Annotated in this window: 18 protein-coding genes; 11 read left to right on the plus strand and 7 right to left on the minus strand. The window is 70.7% G+C overall.

What is annotated here, in order from left to right; translation table 11 throughout:
- The first annotated feature begins 105 nt into the window (after positions 1-105).
- Both ACMGFH_RS14095 and ACMGFH_RS14100 read left to right on the plus strand, forming a co-directional pair.
- Positions 106-3,243, plus strand: a complete 3,138-nt coding sequence (locus ACMGFH_RS14095; RefSeq protein WP_415379080.1) for a glycoside hydrolase family 2 TIM barrel-domain containing protein — start codon at positions 106-108, stop codon at positions 3,241-3,243.
- Positions 3,244-3,376: 133 nt separating this feature from the next.
- Positions 3,377-4,123, plus strand: coding sequence for an MBL fold metallo-hydrolase (locus ACMGFH_RS14100; protein WP_415379081.1), 747 nt, complete (start codon positions 3,377-3,379; stop codon positions 4,121-4,123).
- Between the two features lie 6 nt (positions 4,124-4,129).
- On the opposite strand, the gene ACMGFH_RS14105 is transcribed toward ACMGFH_RS14100, so the two are convergent.
- Together ACMGFH_RS14105 and ACMGFH_RS14110 are read right to left on the minus strand one after the other, a co-directional pair.
- Entirely contained in the window at positions 4,130-4,453 is a 324-nt protein-coding gene (locus ACMGFH_RS14105; RefSeq protein ID WP_415379082.1) for a hypothetical protein, read from the minus strand.
- 103 nt (positions 4,454-4,556) lie between these two features.
- Entirely contained in the window at positions 4,557-5,936 is a 1,380-nt protein-coding gene (locus tag ACMGFH_RS14110) for an NUDIX domain-containing protein (protein WP_415379083.1), read from the minus strand.
- 87 nt (positions 5,937-6,023) lie between these two features.
- On the opposite strand from ACMGFH_RS14110, the gene ACMGFH_RS14115 reads away from it, so the two are divergent.
- On the plus strand, positions 6,024-6,512 hold the full coding sequence (locus ACMGFH_RS14115; protein ID WP_415379084.1) for a metallophosphoesterase family protein: 489 nt from the start codon (positions 6,024-6,026) through the stop codon (positions 6,510-6,512).
- A gap of 51 nt (positions 6,513-6,563) precedes the next feature.
- Here ACMGFH_RS14115 and ACMGFH_RS14120 read toward each other — a convergent pair whose 3' ends face one another.
- The 3 genes from ACMGFH_RS14120 to ACMGFH_RS14130 form a co-directional block, all read right to left on the minus strand.
- On the minus strand, positions 6,564-6,896 hold the full coding sequence (locus ACMGFH_RS14120) for a hypothetical protein (protein ID WP_415379085.1): 333 nt from the start codon (positions 6,894-6,896) through the stop codon (positions 6,564-6,566).
- Positions 6,897-6,959: 63 nt separating this feature from the next.
- Positions 6,960-7,625 carry a helix-turn-helix domain-containing protein gene (locus ACMGFH_RS14125; protein ID WP_415379086.1) on the minus strand — a complete coding sequence of 222 codons (666 nt, stop codon included), beginning with the start codon at positions 7,623-7,625 and terminating at the stop codon, positions 6,960-6,962.
- 89 nt (positions 7,626-7,714) lie between these two features.
- Positions 7,715-8,548, minus strand: a complete 834-nt coding sequence (locus ACMGFH_RS14130) for an inositol monophosphatase family protein (RefSeq protein ID WP_415379087.1) — start codon at positions 8,546-8,548, stop codon at positions 7,715-7,717.
- 162 nt (positions 8,549-8,710) lie between these two features.
- Between ACMGFH_RS14130 and ACMGFH_RS14135 the strand changes: the two genes are divergently transcribed.
- Both ACMGFH_RS14135 and ACMGFH_RS14140 read left to right on the plus strand, forming a co-directional pair.
- Complete coding sequence (locus ACMGFH_RS14135; RefSeq protein ID WP_415379088.1) at positions 8,711-9,553, plus strand: coenzyme F420-0:L-glutamate ligase; 843 nt, start codon at positions 8,711-8,713, stop codon at positions 9,551-9,553.
- Positions 9,550-10,512 (plus strand): 5,10-methylenetetrahydromethanopterin reductase, encoded by a 963-nt coding sequence (locus ACMGFH_RS14140; RefSeq protein ID WP_415379089.1) that lies wholly within the window; start codon positions 9,550-9,552, stop codon positions 10,510-10,512. Before ACMGFH_RS14135 ends, ACMGFH_RS14140 begins: the two co-directional genes overlap by 4 nt.
- Before the next feature lie 30 nt (positions 10,513-10,542).
- On the opposite strand, the gene ACMGFH_RS14145 is transcribed toward ACMGFH_RS14140, so the two are convergent.
- Entirely contained in the window at positions 10,543-10,764 is a 222-nt protein-coding gene (locus ACMGFH_RS14145) for a hypothetical protein (protein WP_415379090.1), read from the minus strand.
- 217 nt (positions 10,765-10,981) lie between these two features.
- Here ACMGFH_RS14145 and ACMGFH_RS14150 point away from each other — a divergent pair, with 217 nt between their 5' ends.
- Entirely contained in the window at positions 10,982-12,391 is a 1,410-nt protein-coding gene (locus tag ACMGFH_RS14150) for a signal recognition particle protein Srp54 (protein ID WP_415379091.1), read from the plus strand.
- 116 nt (positions 12,392-12,507) lie between these two features.
- Complete coding sequence (locus tag ACMGFH_RS14155) at positions 12,508-14,628, plus strand: CheF family chemotaxis protein (protein WP_415379092.1); 2,121 nt, start codon at positions 12,508-12,510, stop codon at positions 14,626-14,628.
- A gap of 68 nt (positions 14,629-14,696) precedes the next feature.
- On the opposite strand, the gene ACMGFH_RS14160 is transcribed toward ACMGFH_RS14155, so the two are convergent.
- A complete protein-coding gene (locus tag ACMGFH_RS14160) occupies positions 14,697-15,056 on the minus strand; it encodes a hypothetical protein (RefSeq protein ID WP_415379093.1) in 360 nt (119 codons plus the stop codon).
- 208 nt (positions 15,057-15,264) lie between these two features.
- Between ACMGFH_RS14160 and ACMGFH_RS14165 the strand changes: the two genes are divergently transcribed.
- From ACMGFH_RS14165 to sppA, 4 genes are all read left to right on the plus strand, one after another.
- Positions 15,265-15,609: a helix-turn-helix domain-containing protein gene (locus ACMGFH_RS14165; protein ID WP_415379094.1), complete on the plus strand. Its 345-nt coding sequence runs from the start codon at positions 15,265-15,267 to the stop codon at positions 15,607-15,609.
- Position 15,610: 1 nt separating this feature from the next.
- Positions 15,611-16,006 (plus strand): hypothetical protein, encoded by a 396-nt coding sequence (locus tag ACMGFH_RS14170; RefSeq protein ID WP_415379095.1) that lies wholly within the window; start codon positions 15,611-15,613, stop codon positions 16,004-16,006.
- Positions 16,007-16,114: 108 nt separating this feature from the next.
- Complete coding sequence (locus ACMGFH_RS14175; protein ID WP_415379096.1) at positions 16,115-16,897, plus strand: MBL fold metallo-hydrolase; 783 nt, start codon at positions 16,115-16,117, stop codon at positions 16,895-16,897.
- 130 nt (positions 16,898-17,027) lie between these two features.
- Positions 17,028-18,017 carry a signal peptide peptidase SppA gene (gene sppA / locus ACMGFH_RS14180; protein ID WP_415383255.1) on the plus strand — a complete coding sequence of 330 codons (990 nt, stop codon included), beginning with the start codon at positions 17,028-17,030 and terminating at the stop codon, positions 18,015-18,017.
- Positions 18,018-18,097 lie beyond the last annotated feature (80 nt).

Below are 18,097 nucleotides of genomic sequence, written 5' to 3' on the forward strand. Positions count from 1 at the left end.
GACGGCCCCAGTGCGGGAGGGTCCTACGACCGCGCGTGGCTGTCGGCCGTCGAGAGTCGGCCACCCGGAAGAATAAACCCCCCTCGCTCGCACACCACGCACGACATGGAAGACTGGATCGACCCCGAGACGGTGGGTCGGAACCGACTCGCACCGCACACCGACGTGCTACCATACGCGGACGGCGAGAGCGCCCGCGACGGCGCCCGTGCGGCCTCGCCGTGGATCACGCTGCTGAACGGCGAGTGGCAGTTCGACCTGGCACCGACGCCGTCCTACGCTCCCGAGGGGTTCGCCGATCCCTCGTTCGACGCCAGCGACTGGGACGACATCGAGGTCCCGCTGAACTGGCAGGCGGCGGGCCACGGACGACCCCACTACACGAACGTCGAGTACCCGTTCCCGGTCGACCCGCCGCACGTCCCCACGGACAACCCGACCGGGTCGTACCGCCGGACGTTCCACGTCGACGAGGACTGGGACGGCCGCCGCGTCCGCCTCCACTTCGAGGGCGTCGACTCGGCGTTCCACCTCTGGGTGAACGGCGAGCGCGTCGGCTACAGCGAGGGCGCACGCCTCCCCGCAGAGTTCGACGTGACCGAGCACGTCGAGCCCGGCGAGAACACGATCGCGGTCCGCGTCTACAAGTGGACCAACGGGAGCTACATCGAAGACCAGGACATGTGGTGGCTGAGCGGCATCTTCCGGGAGGTCTACGCGTACGCCGTCCCCGAAGCCCACGTCGCCGACGTCGACGTTCGGACGGAATTGGACGACGAGTACGAGGACGCGACGCTGCGCGCCGACGTGGAGATCGCGAACGACGGGGCGAGCGAAGTCACTCGAACCGTCGCCGCGACGCTTCGCGACGAGGACGGGACGGCCGTCGCCGAACTCGGCGGGACCGCGGAGATCCCCGCAGACGAGGCGGCGACCGTCTCACTGGAGACGACCGTCGCCGACCCCGACAAGTGGACGGCGGAGACGCCGACCTGTTACACGCTCGAACTCGCGCTGACCGACGGCGACGGCCGGGACGCGAGCGCTGGCGACTCGACCGAGGTCGTCACGGAGACGGTCGGCTTCCGCGAGGTCGAGATTGCGGACGGGCAGTTCCTCGTCAACGGCGAGGCGGTAACGATCCGCGGCGTCAACCGCCACGACTTCCACCCCGACCGCGGCCGTCACGTCCCGCTGGACGCGATGCGCGAGGACGTCGAACTGATGAAGCGGCACAATATCAACGCCGTCCGGACGGCCCACTACCCCAACGACTCCCGCTTTTACGACCTCTGCGACGAGTACGGGCTGTACGTCCTCGACGAGACGGACATCGAGTGCCACGGGATGGAGAACGCGCCGGAGACCCCGCACATCAGCGACGCCTCCGAGTGGTGCGACACCTACGTCGACCGCATGGTCCGGATGGTCGAACGCGACAAGAACCACCCGAGCGTCGTCGTCTGGTCGCTCGGCAACGAGTCCGACTTCGGCGAGAACCACGTCGCGATGGCCGACGAGACCCGCGAGCGCGACCCGACGCGGCCGATCCACTACGAGCCCGACACCGAGCAAGAGGTCTCGGACATCGTCGGGCCGATGTACCCGCCGTGGGATCAGTTGGAAGCGTGGGCCGCCGAAGACGACTACGACCACCCCGTCATCATGTGCGAGTACGCCCACGCGATGGGCAACGGGCCCGGCAGCCTCGGCGAGTACTGGGACATGATATACGAGCACGAACGCCTGCAGGGCGGGTTCGTCTGGGACTGGCTCGACCAGGGCCTGCGCCAGCGGACCGACGACGGCGAGGAGTGGTTCGCCTACGGCGGCGACTTCGGCGACGAGCCCAACGACGGGAACTTCAACATCAACGGCCTCGTGTTCCCCGACCGCGAGCCCTCGCCCGGCCTCCTCGAGTACAAGAAGGTCATCGAGCCGGTGACGCTCGCCGCAGGTGACCTCGACGACGGCGAGGTCGTCGTCGAGAACCGCTACGACTTCCGCTCGCTCGACCACCTGGCCGCCTCCTGGCGCGTCGAGGCCGACGGCGAGGTCGTCGAGAGCGGCGCGCTCGACCTCCCCGCGGTCGCGCCCGGCGAGCGCGAATCCGTCGAAGTCCCCTTCGAGGACGCCGACCGCGGCGACGCCGAGTACCTGCTCACTGTCGAGGTGTCGCTAGCGGGCGCGACCGCGTGGGCGGACGCCGGCCACACGGTCGCGACCGGGCAGTTCGAGCTCCCCGACAGCGGCGAGCCGGCGACGCCGCGCGTCGACACCGGACCGCTCACCGCCGAGCGGACCGACGAAGGCATCGTCGTCGCCGGCCCGGAGTTCGAACTCGCGTTCGACGACACCCACGGCGTCGTCGACTCGCTGACCTACCGCGGGACGGAACTCGTCGCGGACGGACCGCGGGTCGACCTCTGGCGAGCGCCGACCGACAACGACCGCGGGCTCCCGCTCGACGGCCAGCTCCTCTCGCGACTGACCGAGCTCTCCGAGCGGGAAGCGACGCTGGAACCGGGCCAGTTCTGGACGATCGGCTTCGCGCAGCTCTGGCGCGAGTACGGCCTCGATAGCCTCCAGTTCCGGACCGACGAGGTCACGCACGAAGCGAGCGACGACGCGGTCGAGATCACGGTCACCGGTCGCCTCGCCCCGCCGGTGTACGACCACGGCTTCGCGACGGAGCAGACCTACACCGTCTCCGGTGACGGGTCGGTGACGGTCGACACCCGACTCGAACCGGAGGGGGACATGTCCGTGCTGCCCTCGCTCCCCCGCGTCGGCCTCGACCTGACGCTGCCCGGCGACTTCGAGACGGTCACCTGGTACGGGCGCGGCCCCGGCGAGTCCTACGCCGACAGCAAGCGGTCGTCGCTGGTCGGCCGCTACGAGCGCGACGTGACCGACCTGCACACGCCCTACGTCAGGCCGCAGGCCAACGGCAACCGGACCGACGTGCGCTGGGCGACGTTCACCGACGAGCGCGGCGTCGGCCTCCGGGTGACCGGTGACTCCCCGATCGACGTGACCGCCCACCGCTACACGACGGCGGACCTGGAAGCCGCCGACCACGTCCACGAACTGCCCGAACGCGACGAGGTCTCCGTCTCGCTCGACCACGCCCACTGCGGGCTGGGGACGGGGAGTTGCGGCCCTGTGACGCTCGAGCAGTACCGCGTCGAACCCGACGGGTTCGAGTTCTCGGTCGAACTCCGCCCGTTCGTCGCGGACTGACCGTCTCGCGTCGGTCGCCGGCCACCGATCGATCGGACGTGTTTTTGGTGCGTATACGACAGATCACACTGAATTCGTAGTGGCCGGCCGGCAAGCACCCGACTTATGTGGGCCGGGGAGCGTAGTACTCCCAATGACCGTGCGCCACGACGGGATCACCGTCGAGTGGCTCGGCTACGCCACGCTGCGCTTCGCGGGCGAGGACACCGTGGTCTACACGGATCCGGGCCGATACGGCGTCCTCACCGGCGAGTGGGAGCCCGACACCGACGGGGTCGGCCACCCGCCCGCAAAGGACTACCGACCGGAGGACGCCGACGTGGTCTGTCTCACGCACGTCCACCACTACGACCCCGACGGCGTCGAGCGGGTCGCCGGCGAGGACACGACCATCGTGGCGTACGAGGCCATCGAGGAAGGCGTCGAAGACCGGGAACTCCCGCCGCTGTCGTCGCTCCCGTACGACGTCGAGACGGTGAGCGATCGGGACAGCCTGACCGTCGGCGACGTGCCCATCTGGACGGTCCCGGCCTACAACGAGGAGAACGGCCCGCACACCCGCCCGGACGGCACGCCGTTCCACCCCGAGGGCTTCGGCTGCGGGTTCCTCGTCGACGTCGAGGGCAAGCGCGTCCTCTACCCGGGCGACACGGACGCCCTCGGGCCGCACCAGAACGTCGACGTCTCGGTGTTCTGCCCACCGATCGGCCCGCGGTTCACGATGAATCGCCACGAGGCTGCCGCCCTCGCCGTCGCGATGGCGCCCGAACTGGTCGTCCCAGTCCACTACAACACGTTCTCGACGCTCGAAACCGATTCCCGGGCGTTCGCCGCCGACGTGGCGGAATCGGGTATCCCCGTCGCGCTCGACGAACACTGACTGCGGTTAGCTTTCGCCGTCCCGTGCCGACGCTGTCTCGTCGTCGCCGCCCTCTTCGTCCGCCGTGACGAACGTGAACTCGGTTTCCTCGCCGACTCGGTCGCCGCCCTCGACGGCTTCGACCGTGAGCGTCACGTCCCGCGTCGCCCCGCAGCCTCGGCTCACGAAGTGCTCCCACTCGTCGCCCGCGGCGACCGGCCCGGCCTCGGCGCTCCGCAGGTAGGCGCTGTACCGCGACGCCGAGAGTTCCTCCGTGACGCGGTCGGTCACCGGCGCGTAGCGGAGCACGACCCGCTCGGCGACCGCGTCGGTGGTTGCGCTGGCTGTCACGACACGAACTGACGAGGGTCTCGGTGAAAACGGTTGCGCGGACGGGCGCTAGAAACGGACGACGTGGGTTCTCCGTCCGCCCGCCAGCGCTCGAGGCGTCGGGCTATCGGTCCCAGTCCGCCAGCGCGCGGTGCTCGGCCGCGACCCTGGCGACGCCGTCGGCGTCGAGGACGCCGCGTTCGGTCACGAGCGCGTCGATCCGGTCGGCCGGCGTCACGTCGAAGGTCGGGTTGGCGACCCGCAGGTCGGCGTCGCCGTCGTACACCTCCGCGGGGTCGCGCTCCTCGCGGTCGACGGCGGCGACGGCGTCGCCCTGCCGGTCCGATTCGGGCGCGATCTTGTCGCTCGCGGCGACGACGAGACAGTCGATCCCCTCGCTCGCGGCCGCTGTCGCCGCGGCCCGAGTCCCGACCTTGTTGAGGACGCTCCCGTCCGATAGAACCGTGTCTGCGCCGACGACGAGCGCCTCGATTTCCGTCGCCGCAAGTCGATCGGCCAGCGCCGCGTCGGTCGTCAGCGTCACCGTCCCGTCGGTCGTCTCGACCAGTCGCTCGGCGGTCGCCACGCCTTCCCGACCCGGCCGCGACTCGGCGACCAGAACCTCCCTCGGGTTCGCCCGTCCGAGCGCACTCGCGACCGTCCCAGACCGGGAGAGGGTAGCGACGCCGTCGGGGATCTCTTCGGCAGCGATCTCCGCTGTATCGTCGTCTGCGGCGGTCGCCCGATCGATTCCTACGTGGGCAGCAGCTTCGAGCGACGCGGGCGTCGCGGAGTCGCCCGCGCGCTCGACGGCTCTGTTGACCCGATTCGTCACGACGGCCATCGCCGGGCGAGCGTCGAGGAGGTCGCGGGCGACGCCGGTGAGGTGTGACCACGCGCCGTCGGTGTCGTCTCCGCGCTCGGCGGCGACGGCCGCCTCGTCGCGCAGTACGTCGAGCGCTCGCACGGAGAGGTAGGCGGCGCCGTGCTCGCGGTCCGCGGCGATCGATTCCGCCGTCGGTCGCACCCGGTCGTAGGAGGTCCACAGGTCCGGGACCGTCTCGCGGCGGCGGATCTCGGTCGGCGCCGCCCACTCGAACTCGGTCGTCTCCTCGTTGGCGTCGACGGTTCGCGACGCGCAGTCGAACAGGTAGGGGTGGACGACCCACCGCGTCCCGAGATCGGTATCGGTCACCCCGAACGGGTCACCACGCCGGACGAGCGTGACGTCGGTGTCGGGATCGACGCCCGTCTCCTCGCGGATCTCCGTCAGTGCGGCCGCGTCGGGGTCGCCTTCGGCGTGCCCCGCGACCGCGCCCCACCGACCGCTGTAGGAGCCCACCGCGTCGCTCCGTTCGAGGAGGAGCACGTCGCTGTCGTTCCGCAGGAAGACCGTGACGACGTGTGTCTCGTCGAGGTCCTCACCCTCCGATATCTGGTCCCCGTCGCTGTCTCGGGACATCGGTCGCTCGTGTTCGCGTTCGTCGTCGTGCAGTATGAGCATCGGGGTCGACGCCGCGCAGTGAGGCGGAACGGATCGGCTGCGTCCCGCGGGGCAATCGACTTGGGGACGCCCGTCGAATCCCCGCGTATGGAACTCGTCCTTATCAGCGACACGCACATCCCCTCCCGAGCCCAGCGGATCCCCGACGCGTTCCGCGAGCGGATCCGCTCGGCCGACCACGTGATCCACGCCGGCGACTTCGACTCCGAGGGCGCGCTGGCGGACGTCCAGGACCTCGCCGGCGAACTGACCTCCGTCGCCGGGAACACGGACCCGCGCGTGGGACTGCCCGAGCGCGTCGCCGTCGAATTCGGCGGCGTGACGTTCGTCGTGACCCACGGCGCCGGCTCCAAGCGCGACTGGATCGACCGGGTCGCGCGGACGGTTCGCGAGGAAGCCGACGAACCCCGTGTCGGCGTCGCCGGCCACACCCACCAGGTCGTCGACCGCGAACACGGCGGCGTCCGAGTGCTGAACCCCGGTAGCGCGACCGGCGCGGCGCCGGCAGACCGGCCGACGATGATGACCGCCACACCGGTCGACGGGGACGTCTCCGTGACCGTTCACGAAGCCTGATCCGGGAGCGACGCTAGCTCGATCCGGCGCGCCGACAGCGCCGCCGGACGTTCACTCCTCGCCGATCGGGATATCGACGGCTGGATCCGGCCGTTCGCCGGAGCGGCCCGTCACCTCGACGACCTTGGCCTCGGCGTCGTACTCGATCAGCCCCGCGTCGGCGAGCTTCGGGAGATGAATGTGGTGGAGCGCGACGGCGGCGTCGCGGCGCTGCTCGTCCCCCGCGGGACCGTCGTCGGCAGCGAACCGGTCGCTGAGCGCCGACAGCGTCGTTCGGCTTCCCGGTTCGAGCGTCCCGAGGGCGTCGAGTAGTCGACGGCGACTGGAGTCGGCGAGTATCGCGAACAGCGCGTCCCGTTCAGACGGAGTGCTCTGGGAATCCATTGCGTTCTCGCCCGTGCTAGACGAGTTTCCCGGGTAAGCCGACGGGTGAGATAGCGAAGGCGTTCAAGTACCCCGTTCCGGATCACCTGTGAGCAGCGCGTGTTCGAGGAGGTTTGCGATCCCCCGGTCGAGCCGCTGCGAGAACGCCTGCTGGGAGATGTCGAACTCCCCAGCCAGGTCCGTGGCGGACGCGCCCCTGGGCGCGTCGAAGTACCCGGCCTCGTAGGCGGCGACGAGCGCGTCGCGCTGTTTCGCGGTCAGGTTGAACGTCCCGCTGTGTGGGTCGCTCGGCGAGAACAGCTGGTGGAGGGTCACGTCGCCGCTGTTCTTGAAGTGGGCGTGGAACTGGCCGAGGCGCTCGCGGTCGCCGAACCGGACGCGCAGTTGCCACTCGTCGGCTTGACCGGTCGCTTCGAGGACGACCCCTTCGTGGTCGAGCACGAGGTCGACCACGCGAGCGACCTCGCGGCTCCACGTCATCTTGTAGAGGCGCGCCTCGGTGAACGCGTCCGTCGCCTCGAACGCCGCGACGGAGGGGTCCACCGCCAGCGCCCCCTCGAACGGTTCGAAGGCGTCTTCGGGCGCCGACGCCCAGAGGAACGGCATGATCCAGTCGCGGCTGTGGGCCACGACCCGGTCGAACTCGACGGTGATCGAGGGGACGGCCCCCAGGGAGTCGCCGAGCGCGAAGGCCTCGGCGGACACGGTGAAATCTCCGACGACACTCATTGCGACCGGTAGAGCGATCCGCGCGATGAACCTTTCGGCCCCGCCCCCGGTCGGTGATACCGACAGCGCGCCCGACCGCTGCGAACCGGTCAGAGCGCGCCAGAAGCCGCGTCCCAGAGCGTGTCGCAGATCGCCTCGTCGGCGCCGAAGACGGTGAGCGGCCCGTCGGCGCGCTCGACGGCGCCGGCCTCGCGGGCGAGGAGTTCGCCGGCGACCTGCTCGCGCTCGGCGGGGTAGTAGCAGACGAACCCGTCGAGTTCCCCCCGAGCGAGCAGGCCCCAGTACACCACCGGCGCCCACGTCTGGATGGCGCGCTTGCACACGGGTTCGACGGCGTCGGTGATCGCCTCCCACTCCCGGCGCTCGGCGCCGCCCGAGACTACCCGGGGCCCGATTATCATCCCGACCGTCGCCTTCTCCGGCGGGAGCGACACCCCGTCGGTGACCTCGACGCTCCGTCCGTTGTACCGGACGCCCCCGCCCCGCTCGGCGACGTACGTGTCGTCCAGGACGGGCACGTGAACGGCCGTCGCGACCGGGTCGGCTTCCGGACCGGCCGGCTCCTGTCGGTCGCAGGCGGTCGCAGCGACGCCGAACGTCGGGATGCCGACCGTGAAGTTGTTCGTGCCGTCGAGGGCATCGACTACCCATCGGTACGCGCCGTCGCCGGGGTGGTCTCCCGACTCTTCGGCCGAGATGCGGTGGTCGGGGTAGGCGTCGGTGACGGCGTCGAGGACGCGCCGCTCGGCCTCGCGGTCGGCCTCTGCTTTCACGTCCGTCGCCGTGTAGTCGGCAGGGGTCCCCCCGTCGCGGAAAGTCTCGCGGAGGTACTCGCCCGCGGATTCGACCGCTCGGACGGCGGTGTCGGCGAGCGCTGCGGCGTCGGCGCCAGTTTGACCGGCGCCAGCGGGGTCGTCGGTCATGCTTCATCCTGTCCCGGCGGCGGCCTACCAGCGTTTCGGATCGGCGCGGGGCGGAGCGGGCTCGTCGGTCCGGACGAGACGGGCTCCGCCGCCGCCGTCACCGGTCCGGGCGAAGCCTGCTCGTAGCGGGGTGTTTTTGACCGGGCACGACCCAGGGCGGGTATGGAACTGTTCGCGGTCGAGGACATCCCCGAAGTCCGTCCCGGCGACGACGTCGGCGAGCTGATCGCCGAGCGCGCCGACCTGCGGGAGGGCGACGTCGTCTGTGTCTCGCACTCTATCGTCTCGAAGGCGGAAGGCCGCCAGGCCGACCTGAGCGACTTCGAACCCGGTCCGCAGGCCGAACGGATCGCGGAACGCATCGGCGCCCTCGCCGGCGAGGAGAAAGACCCCCGCTTCGCCCAGGCGGTCATCGACGAGAGCCGGGAGCTGCTCACCGAGGAACCGCTCATGCTCGCGGTCACCCGCTTCGGTCACATCTCCGTCAACGCGGGCATCGACCGCTCGAACGTGCCGGATTCCGATCTGTTACTGCTGCCCGAGGACCCGACCGCCAGCGCCGAGCGGATCCACGAGACGCTCGGCGTGCCCGTGATCGTCACCGACACCTCGGGTCGACCGTTCCGACAGGGCCAGCGCGGCGTCGCTATCGGCTGGGCCGGCATGCCGGCCGCCCGCGACTGGCGCGGCGAGCGCGACCGCGACGGCCGCGAACTCGGCGTCACCGTCGAGGCGGTCGTCGACGAACTCGCCGCGGCCGCCAACCTCCTCACTGGCGAGGGGGACGACGGACTGCCCGTGACCGTCGTCCGCGGATTCGAGTTCGGCGACCACGAGCCCCACGACGGCCTCTTCCGCTCGGAGAACGCCGACTACGTCCGCGACGCGCTCCGGGAGTGGGACTACGACCGCGACCGGCTGCGAGACGAAGACGAGAGCGACGAGGGAGACGGTAGCGAGGGAGACCGAGGCGAGGCCGACGCCGTGAGCGGGGAAGCGAAATGAGAGCCGTCGAGCTCACCCCGGAGCATCCGGTCTCGACGCTCGCCGAGTTCGGCGCCACCGCGGAGGAAGCGGGCTTCGACGCCGCGTTCGTCAGCCACCACTACAACAACCGCGACCAGTTCGCGGCGCTGACGGCCATCGCCGCCGCGACCGACGAGATCCGCGTCGGCCCGGGCGTCGCGAACCCCTTCGAGACCCACCCGGTGACGCTCGCCTCGCGGATGGCGACGCTCGACGAGTACAGCGGCGGCCGCGGCGTCTTCGGGATCGGGCCCGGCGACGCCTCGACGCTCGCCAACCTCGGCATCGACCCGGACCGACCGCTCCGCAGAGTGCTGGAGTCGTTCAAAGTCGCCCAGCGGCTCTGGACCGGCGAGCGCGTCGACCACGACGGGACGTTCCGAGCGGACGACGCCGGCCTCAACTACGACGCGGGGGAGATCCCGGTCTACGTCGGCGCGCAGGGCCCGCACATGACCCGTATGGCGGCCAAACACGCCGACGGCGTGCTGTTCAACGGCGCCCACCCGCGCGACTACGAGTGGGCGAGCGAGCGAGTTTCGGAGGGGCTCGCCGACCGACCGGACGAGCGCGGCGAGTTCGACTTCGCCGCCTACGCGTCGGTCAGCGTCGCCGAGGACGGAGAGGCCGCCCGTGAGGCCGCCCGCTTCCCGGTCGCGTTCGTCGCTGCCGGCGCGCCCGACCCGGTACTCGACCGTCACGGTATCGACCGCGAACAGGCGGGGGCGGTCGGCGAGGCCGTGTCGGCCGGCGAGTTCCGCGACGCCGCCGAGCAGGTCACGGACGCGATGCTCGACGCCTTCTGCATCGCGGGGACGCCCGCGGAAGTGGAGACGGAGATCGGGGCGGTGCTCGACTACGCGGACAGTTTCGTCGCGGCCGCGCCGCTCGGTCCCGACGTCGATCGGGCCATCGAGCTACTCGGTGATCCGGAGTGAGCCGCGAGAGTCCCGGCCGGTCGTGTCGGTCTACCGCGCTTCCGGCGGCGGCGAACTCGTGCCGGTGAACAGCGAGAAGAAAGCGCCCAGCGAGAGGTAGCCCAGCACGCCCGACGCGGCGGCGACGAAGAGGGCGCCGAACGCTATCAGGACGTAGTTCAGCGGGTCGTGGGCCGCGACCTCGGCGAACTTGCCCGGCATCGCGATGGTGTCGTTAATGAGTCTCGTCAGCGAGCTTGCGAGGTCTGCCATGGCCGGCAGTTCGAACCCCCCGTACTTCGAGGTTTCGTGTGCGAATCGCCCCTAGTCGCCGGAACGTCCGCGACCGGACCGCGATCGTCGAACCGTCCGCGGTATCGGCCACCTCGCGGCGAGCGCCTGGTCCGCGGCTCCGCTCCCGTGCCCGAACGGCGGCCGCGCTCGCGGGAGTACAAAGTCTTTAACGGACCGGTCGCGTACTCGCCTGCAAATGGTACTCGACGATCTGGGCACGTCGCTCCGGAGCACGCTCAACGACCTCCGGGGACAGTCCCGCATCTCCGAGGAGGACGTCGAGGAGGTCGTCAAGGACATCCAGCGCTCCCTGTTGCAGGCCGACGTCGACGTCGACCTCGTGATGGAGCTATCGGACAGCATCAAGACCCGCGCCCTGGAAGAGGAGCCGCCCGCCGGCACCTCCGCCCACGACTGGGTCCTCCGCGTCGTCTACGACGAACTCGTCGGCCTCGTCGGCGAATCGACCGAACTCCCGCTGGAATCGCAGACCATCATGCTCGCCGGCCTCTACGGGTCGGGGAAGACCACCACCGCCGCCAAGATGGCGTGGTGGTTCTCCAAGAAGGGCCTCCGCCCGGCGATCATCCAGACCGACACCGACCGGCCCGGCGCCTACGACCAGTCCAAGGAGATGGCCGAGCGCGCCGAGGTGGACTTCTACGGCGACCCAGACGAGGACGACCCCGTGAAGATCGCCCGCGACGGCCTCGACGAGGTCGCGGACGCCGACATCCGCATCGTCGACACCGCCGGCCGCGACGGGCTCAACGAGGAGCTCATCGACCAGATCGAGGACATCGAGGCCGAGGTCCAGCCCGACACCGACCTGCTCGTCCTCGACGCGGCGATGGGCCAGTCCGCCAAGGACCAGGCCCAGGAGTTCGAGGACTCCATCGGCGTCGACGGCGTCGTCATCACGAAGCTCGACGGGACGGCGAAGGGTGGGGGCGCCCTGGCGGCCGTCAACGAGACCGGCTCCTCCATCGCCTTCCTCGGGACCGGCGAGACCGTCCAGGATATCGAGCGCTTCGAGCCGTCGGGCTTCATCTCCCGGCTGCTCGGCATGGGGGACCTCAAGCAGCTGACCGAGCGCGTCGAGCGGGCGATGGAGGAGACGGGCGAGGAAGAGGACGACTGGGACCCCGAGGACATGATGGAGGGGAAGTTCACCCTCTACGACATGCGCAAGCAGATGGAGACGATGAACAAGATGGGGCCCCTGGACCAGGTGATGGACATGATCCCCGGGATGGGCGGCGGGCTCATGGACCAGCTCCCGGACGACGCGATGGACGTCACCCAGGAGCGCCTCAAGGACTTCGAGGTCGTCATGGACTCGATGACCGACGAGGAACTGGAGAACCCCCGCACCGTCGGCAAGAGCCGCATCGAGCGCATCGCCCGCGGCTCCGGGCAGCCCGAGGAGCGCATCCGCGAACTGCTCGAACAGTACAACGCGATGCGCCAGATGCTCGACCAGTTCCAGGGCATGGGCGACGCCGACATGGAGCGGATGATGAAGCAGATGCAGGGCGGCGGCGGCGGCGGTGGCGGCATGGGCGGGATGGGTGGCATGGGCGGCGGTGGCGGCCCGTTCGGCTGATCTCGGGTACCGCTCGACCGCCGAGTTCCTCGCTCTCGCGCCACGTCGCGTCCGGTTCTCACTCCTGAAACTGCGCCGGCAACAGCTATGTGTCAGGACGGAACACAGAGGTGCGTATGTCCGACTGGCCGCCGCTCGACCGGACGCTCGATCCGGGCGCCTTCTACTCGCTCTACCGGGGCGCACTCGCGGCCGAGAGCGTCCAGCGGCGGCTCGGCCGGTGTTACGCGGTATTGCTGGCCGGACGCCTCGGCCTGCGACCCGACGAGATCGTCCACTGCCACGAGGGGTGGATCGACTGGGGCCGCGGCGAACTCCGCGTGCCGGCGCTCGACCCCTGCGCCTGCCCGACGTGCTGGGCCTCGGCCAGGGCCCGCCAGGCGACCGGCGACGAGCGCCCGCTCGAAACCGTGCTCCGCACCGAGCAGTGGTCGCCCCACGCGGAGGCGGGCCCGCGGACCGTCGCGTTCGGCTGGTCCGAGCGGATCACCGCCGTGCTGGCCACCTTCTTCGACTACGTCGACCACCTCGACGGCGACGTGACGACGGTCCGCGAGCTGGTCACCGAGACCGCCGCGGCCGCCGAGGGGATCGACCCCGACGGGCTGACGCCGCAGGTCCTGCGCGCGACCGGCGGCCGGTTCCTCGCGGAGGTCGGCTTCGACGCGACGACGGTCCGGCAGACGCTGGGCCTGGACGAGCGCGAACCGGCCGAGGCGTTCGTCCGCTACGCCGGCCAGCGGACGAGCGCGGCCGTCTACCGCGCGTTCGACCGGGGGGCCGTCGGCCCGGAGGTCCCGCCGGCCGACCCGGCGCGGACGTTCCCGGTCGTCTGCGACCCCGCGCCGTTCTCGCGGGAGCCGTTCGACGCCGCCGACTACGGCCCCGACGCCCGCTTCGAGCGGGCGAAAAACGAGGCCGGTCGTCGGGTGCGCAACCCGCGGCCGGACCACGTCCCCGACGGACTCTCCTACGACCCGGACGAGCACGTGATGGCCGAGCAGGCCGACCCCGAAGGGGGCCAGTACTCCCGGTCGGCCGGCGCGGACGCGAAGGACATGGCCGCGCTCCGCGACTGGGTCAGACGGAAGGACGCGTCCCTGCGACCCGAGAGCGAAGAGAGCGACAGCGACGCCCCCGTCGCGCCCGGCGTCGACGGCGACTGGGACGACCCGGGCGGCCCCGGCGAGGGCCCGCCCGCCGAGCCGGTACCGCTCGACGCCGCCGCCGACGGAGCGAGCGCCGAATCGGGCGCACGCGGTGCCGCGAACGGCGTCGACGCCGGAGGGGGCGTCCCGCCGGCCGAGCCCGCGACCGTCGAGGAGGCGGTGACCCAACCGCTCGTCGCCCGGGTCGGGACCCACTTCGTCACGCCGGGCGTGGCGGACGGCCATCCCGTCGAGGGACAGGTCGTCCTCGGGCAGAACGAACTGCTGCTCGTCTCGCCGGCGACCGGCGGCGACCTGACGGGCGACGGCGTCGCCTTCGACTTGCTTTCGCTCGACGGCGTCGTCGACGTGATCCCGGATATCGACGAGGCGACCGACGTGCCGTTCGACTCGGCGCTCGGCGTCGTCGTCCGCCGGGGCGGCGACCACGAGGTGACGGTCGTGGAACTCGACCCCTCCCGCAAGTGGGACTTCTGGCTCGCGCTCTTCCGCAACGCCCTGCACGTCTCCCGGATGGCCGTCACTCACCCCGCGCGGGTCGGCGGCCGCGTCACCGAGGAGTCGGCGACGCCCGGCATGCTGTACCTCGACCGCGACCGGGTGCGTTTCACCCCCCTCGGCTCCGACGCGACCATCCTCTCGGTCGACCTCGACGACGTGCTCCACGTCGAGCGCACCCAGCAGTCGGTCGGCGGCGAGCGCCGGCCAGCCCTCGCCGTCCAGCAGTTCGTGGAGGGAGAGGCCATCACGTCGCTGGTCGGCAGCGAATCGACGCACACCCTCGCGCTGTTCGAGCGGTTCGTCCGCCGGGACTACCAGGACCGCCTCGACGAGGCGCGCGCGCTCTCGATCCCCGACCGCGAGAAAGAGGTGCTCGTCGCCCTCTACTCCATCGGCGAGGGGGTCGACCTGTCGGCCGCCTTCGCCCGCGACGGAGAGGTGCTCCGTTCCCAGCTCGCCTCCCTCGCCGAGAAGGGCCTCGTCACCGGGACCGAACCGGACGACACCGGGCTGACGGCGACCGGTCGCCTCGTCGTCGGCGACCGTCTGGAAGCCGTCAACGATTGAATCGGCGGAGACCGTCGGCCGTCGGACGGTCGGTCACCGTCGACCGCCCGGCACGGTCGACGGCCCGGTCACCAGAGATTCGCGGCGACGACGGCGGTCTGGCAGAGACAGAGCGACGCAAGGAACAGGTGGACCAGCGCGTCGTAGAGCCGCCGGTCGCGGGGAGCGTCGAGCGAGATCAGCGCCCGGACGGTCCGGAGAGCGGCGTAGCCGACGACCGACAGCGCCGGGAGGAGCGCGACGCCGAGCGCGCGCGGACCGATCGTCCGCGAGACGCGGCCGTCCAGACCGACGTGCCACCCGACGACCATCTCCGCGGGGAGTCGCGGATAGGCCGCCGCCGCGATCGCGGCGGTCGACGCCACGAGGACTACCGCGGTCACGTCGGTCCAGCGCGACCCGAGCCTGCGGGCGATGGAGGCGCTCACGGGTGAACCACCTCCGCGACCGGGATGCGACCGCATCGGTGGCGGCGATCAGCGGGTTCGACGGGCGATGCGAGCGGTCGACGGCGAGCGGGACGCGTCGTCGTCACACTCGGACGGTTGGCCCGAACCCATGTCGTTCCGCCACCAGCGCTTCAGCGAGTGAAGTCCCGGGCAGGTTTATAAGCGGAGTGGTCGTGTAGCCGCCACCGTGAGTGAGGACCCCGATCTGGAGACCGTCGCCGGCCTCCTCGAAGACGAGACGGCGCGGGCCATCCTCACCGAGACGAGCCAGGAACCCATGTCAGCGAGCACACTCGAAGAGCGGTGCGACGCGTCGGGCCCGACGATCTACCGCCGCCTGGAGCGCCTCCGGGACTGCGGGCTTGTCGTCGAGCGAACCGAACCGGATCCCGGCGACGGCCACCACCGGAAGGTGTACGCGCCGAACCTCCGCCGGGTGACGGTCGAACTCCGGGACGGGTCGTTCGTCCTCGACATCGATCGCTGCGAGGACGTGGCCGACCGCTTCACCCGACTCATCGAGGGGATGTAGCGTGTCCGGACTCGCCTCCTTCGCCCCGGTCGCCGGAGTCATCGCCGACGCAGTCACCCCCATCGTCGGTTCGGTCGCCGCGTCGGTCGGCCCCGTCCTCCAGTCGGGACAGTTCGACTCGACGGCCGAGGTCCTCCTGCAGGCCGCCGAACTGTTCGGCGCGCTGCTCGGGCTGTACGTCGCCTACCAGGCCTACCGCGGCTACCGGCGCAACGACAGCCGCCCGATGCTGTTCATCGCCGTCGGGTTCGCCGTCATCATGGGCGTCCCCGCGCTGCTGTTCGTCCCCGCCCTCTTCGTGCCCGGGGTCCCCCTGCTCGGCGTCCAGAGCGTGATCCAGGCGTTCGAGATCGTCGGTCTCCTCTGTATCATCTACGCGCTCCGGATGGAGCCGTGAGACCGCTGGACGGCGGAGACGGCTCCACCGAGGCGGCAGCGACGGGAGCGAACACGTTCGGATACTGATACACGAAACGGGTTTCGGGCGGTCGGCCCAAATGTGAGCATGCGCGTCACCCTCATGGGCTCTGGCGACGCTGTCGGTGTCCCCGCGCCCCTCTGTGACTGCGAGTACTGCGCCGAGAGCGACCGTCGCCGGCGCCCGGCCGTCCTCGTCGAGGCCGCGGGACGGACGGTGGTCCTCGACATCGGCCCCGACATCGCGGGCCAGCTCCACGAGGAAGCGGTGTACGACGTCGACGGCTTCTTCGCGACCCACGCGCACTTCGACAACTACTGGGGCATCAACGAGCTCAACCAGGCCGCCATGGACCGCCACGTCGCCAACGAGGACGACTTCGACCATCCCACGTTCGGCAAGGACATCTCCGTCTACGGCAGCCGCCCCGTCAGGACGTTCACCGAGGACACGTTCCCGCACATCCTCGACCACGTCGACTACGAGCCCCTGGACCCCGGCGAAGCGGTCCAGACGTCGGGGTTCACGGTCCGCGCCTTCGACATCGACCACGGCACGCGCGCGTTCCCGACCCAGGGGTACGCCCTCTCCGCGGAGGGGACGACGGTCGTCTACGCGCCCGACGTGGACAGTATCGAGTCGGTCCCCGACTACTGCACCGGAGCGGACCTGCTCTTCTTCGACGGGTCTGTTCTCGGTGCGGAGTTCCACGGCGACGCCGAGAGCCTGCGCGTGAGCGCCGAGCGCTTCCACGCCGACCGGGTGGTCGTGACCAACGTCTCCGAGCACATGCTGGAGCGCCACACCGGCGACCTCGACGAACTGACAGAGTACGAGGTGTGGAGCGACTTCGACCACGCGGCGTTCTGAACCGGACGGGGCGCCGGCGGTGTCGACGGGCAACGGGCCCGCCGACAGACTTTCCCCCCGACCGGGAGAGGACGGGCACGGAGGCACTTCAGTGAGCAGTACATCGAACGACAGCGAGACCGTCGGGACCATCGAGGGGACCGTCGTCCCCCTGCTCGTCACCGGACTGGTCGGCGCCGTCGGGTTCGTCGTCGCGTGGTACGCGTTCGTCCGCTACCCCGGATCGATCCTCGACCTCGCGGGCGTGCTCGTCGTCGCGGTCGTCACCCTCGTCGCGCTGTGGATCGGCAGCCGACTGGCCGGGTCGCTGGTCACGTCGTACACCGTCGCCGAGGTCGCCGTCGAGGGACCGATCGCCCGCGAGAGCAAGCGCGGCGTCCCCGGGTCACCAGTCGGGGCGAGCGCCGACGACGTCGTCGAACAGATCGAACGCGCCGACGCGGATCCGGACGCACAGGCGCTGCTGGTGAAACTCAACACGCCCGGCGGGGAGATCGTCCCCAGCGAGGACATCCGGCTGGCCGCCGAGTCGTTCGACGGCCCGACCGTCGGCTACGCCACCGACGTGTGCGCCAGCGGCGGCTACGACATCGCCACCGGGTGCGACGAGGTCTGGGTCCGCGAGGGCACGCTCGTCGGCTCCATCGGCGTCATCGGCTCGCGGGTCAACGCGAGCGAACTCGCCGACCGCCTCGGGCTTTCTTACGAGGGGTTCACCGCCGGCGAGTACAAGGACGCCGGGACGCCGCTGAAGGAACTCGACCCGCGCGAGCGCGAGTACCTGCAGGGCCTCGTCGACGACTACTACGACCAGTTCGTTGACACCGTGGTCGAGGGCCGCGACGTCGACCGGGAGGTCGTCGAGGACACCGAGGCCAGGGTGTTCCTCGGTCCTGACGCGCTCGAACGAGGTCTCGTCGACCACCTGGGAACCCGGGAGGAGGTGGAGGCGAGCCTCGCCGACCGGCTCGACGACTCGGTCGTCGTCCGGGAGTTCGAACCCGTCCGCCCGCTGCGCGAGCGGGTCCGGATCGGCGCCCAGCAGGCGACCTACGCGTTCGGCGCCGGCCTCGCCGGCGCGCTCGACGGCGACGCCGACGGGGTACGCTTTCGTCGGTAGCGACCCTGTTTCCGCTCGCACCGACCGGCGTCGGTCCGAGCGATGCCGGTCTGGGCGAGGCCGATCCGAGCGAGTTCGGC

The sequence above is a fragment of the Halosimplex rarum genome (assembly GCF_047715405.1).
Lineage (GTDB): Archaea > Halobacteriota > Halobacteria > Halobacteriales > Haloarculaceae > Halosimplex > Halosimplex rarum.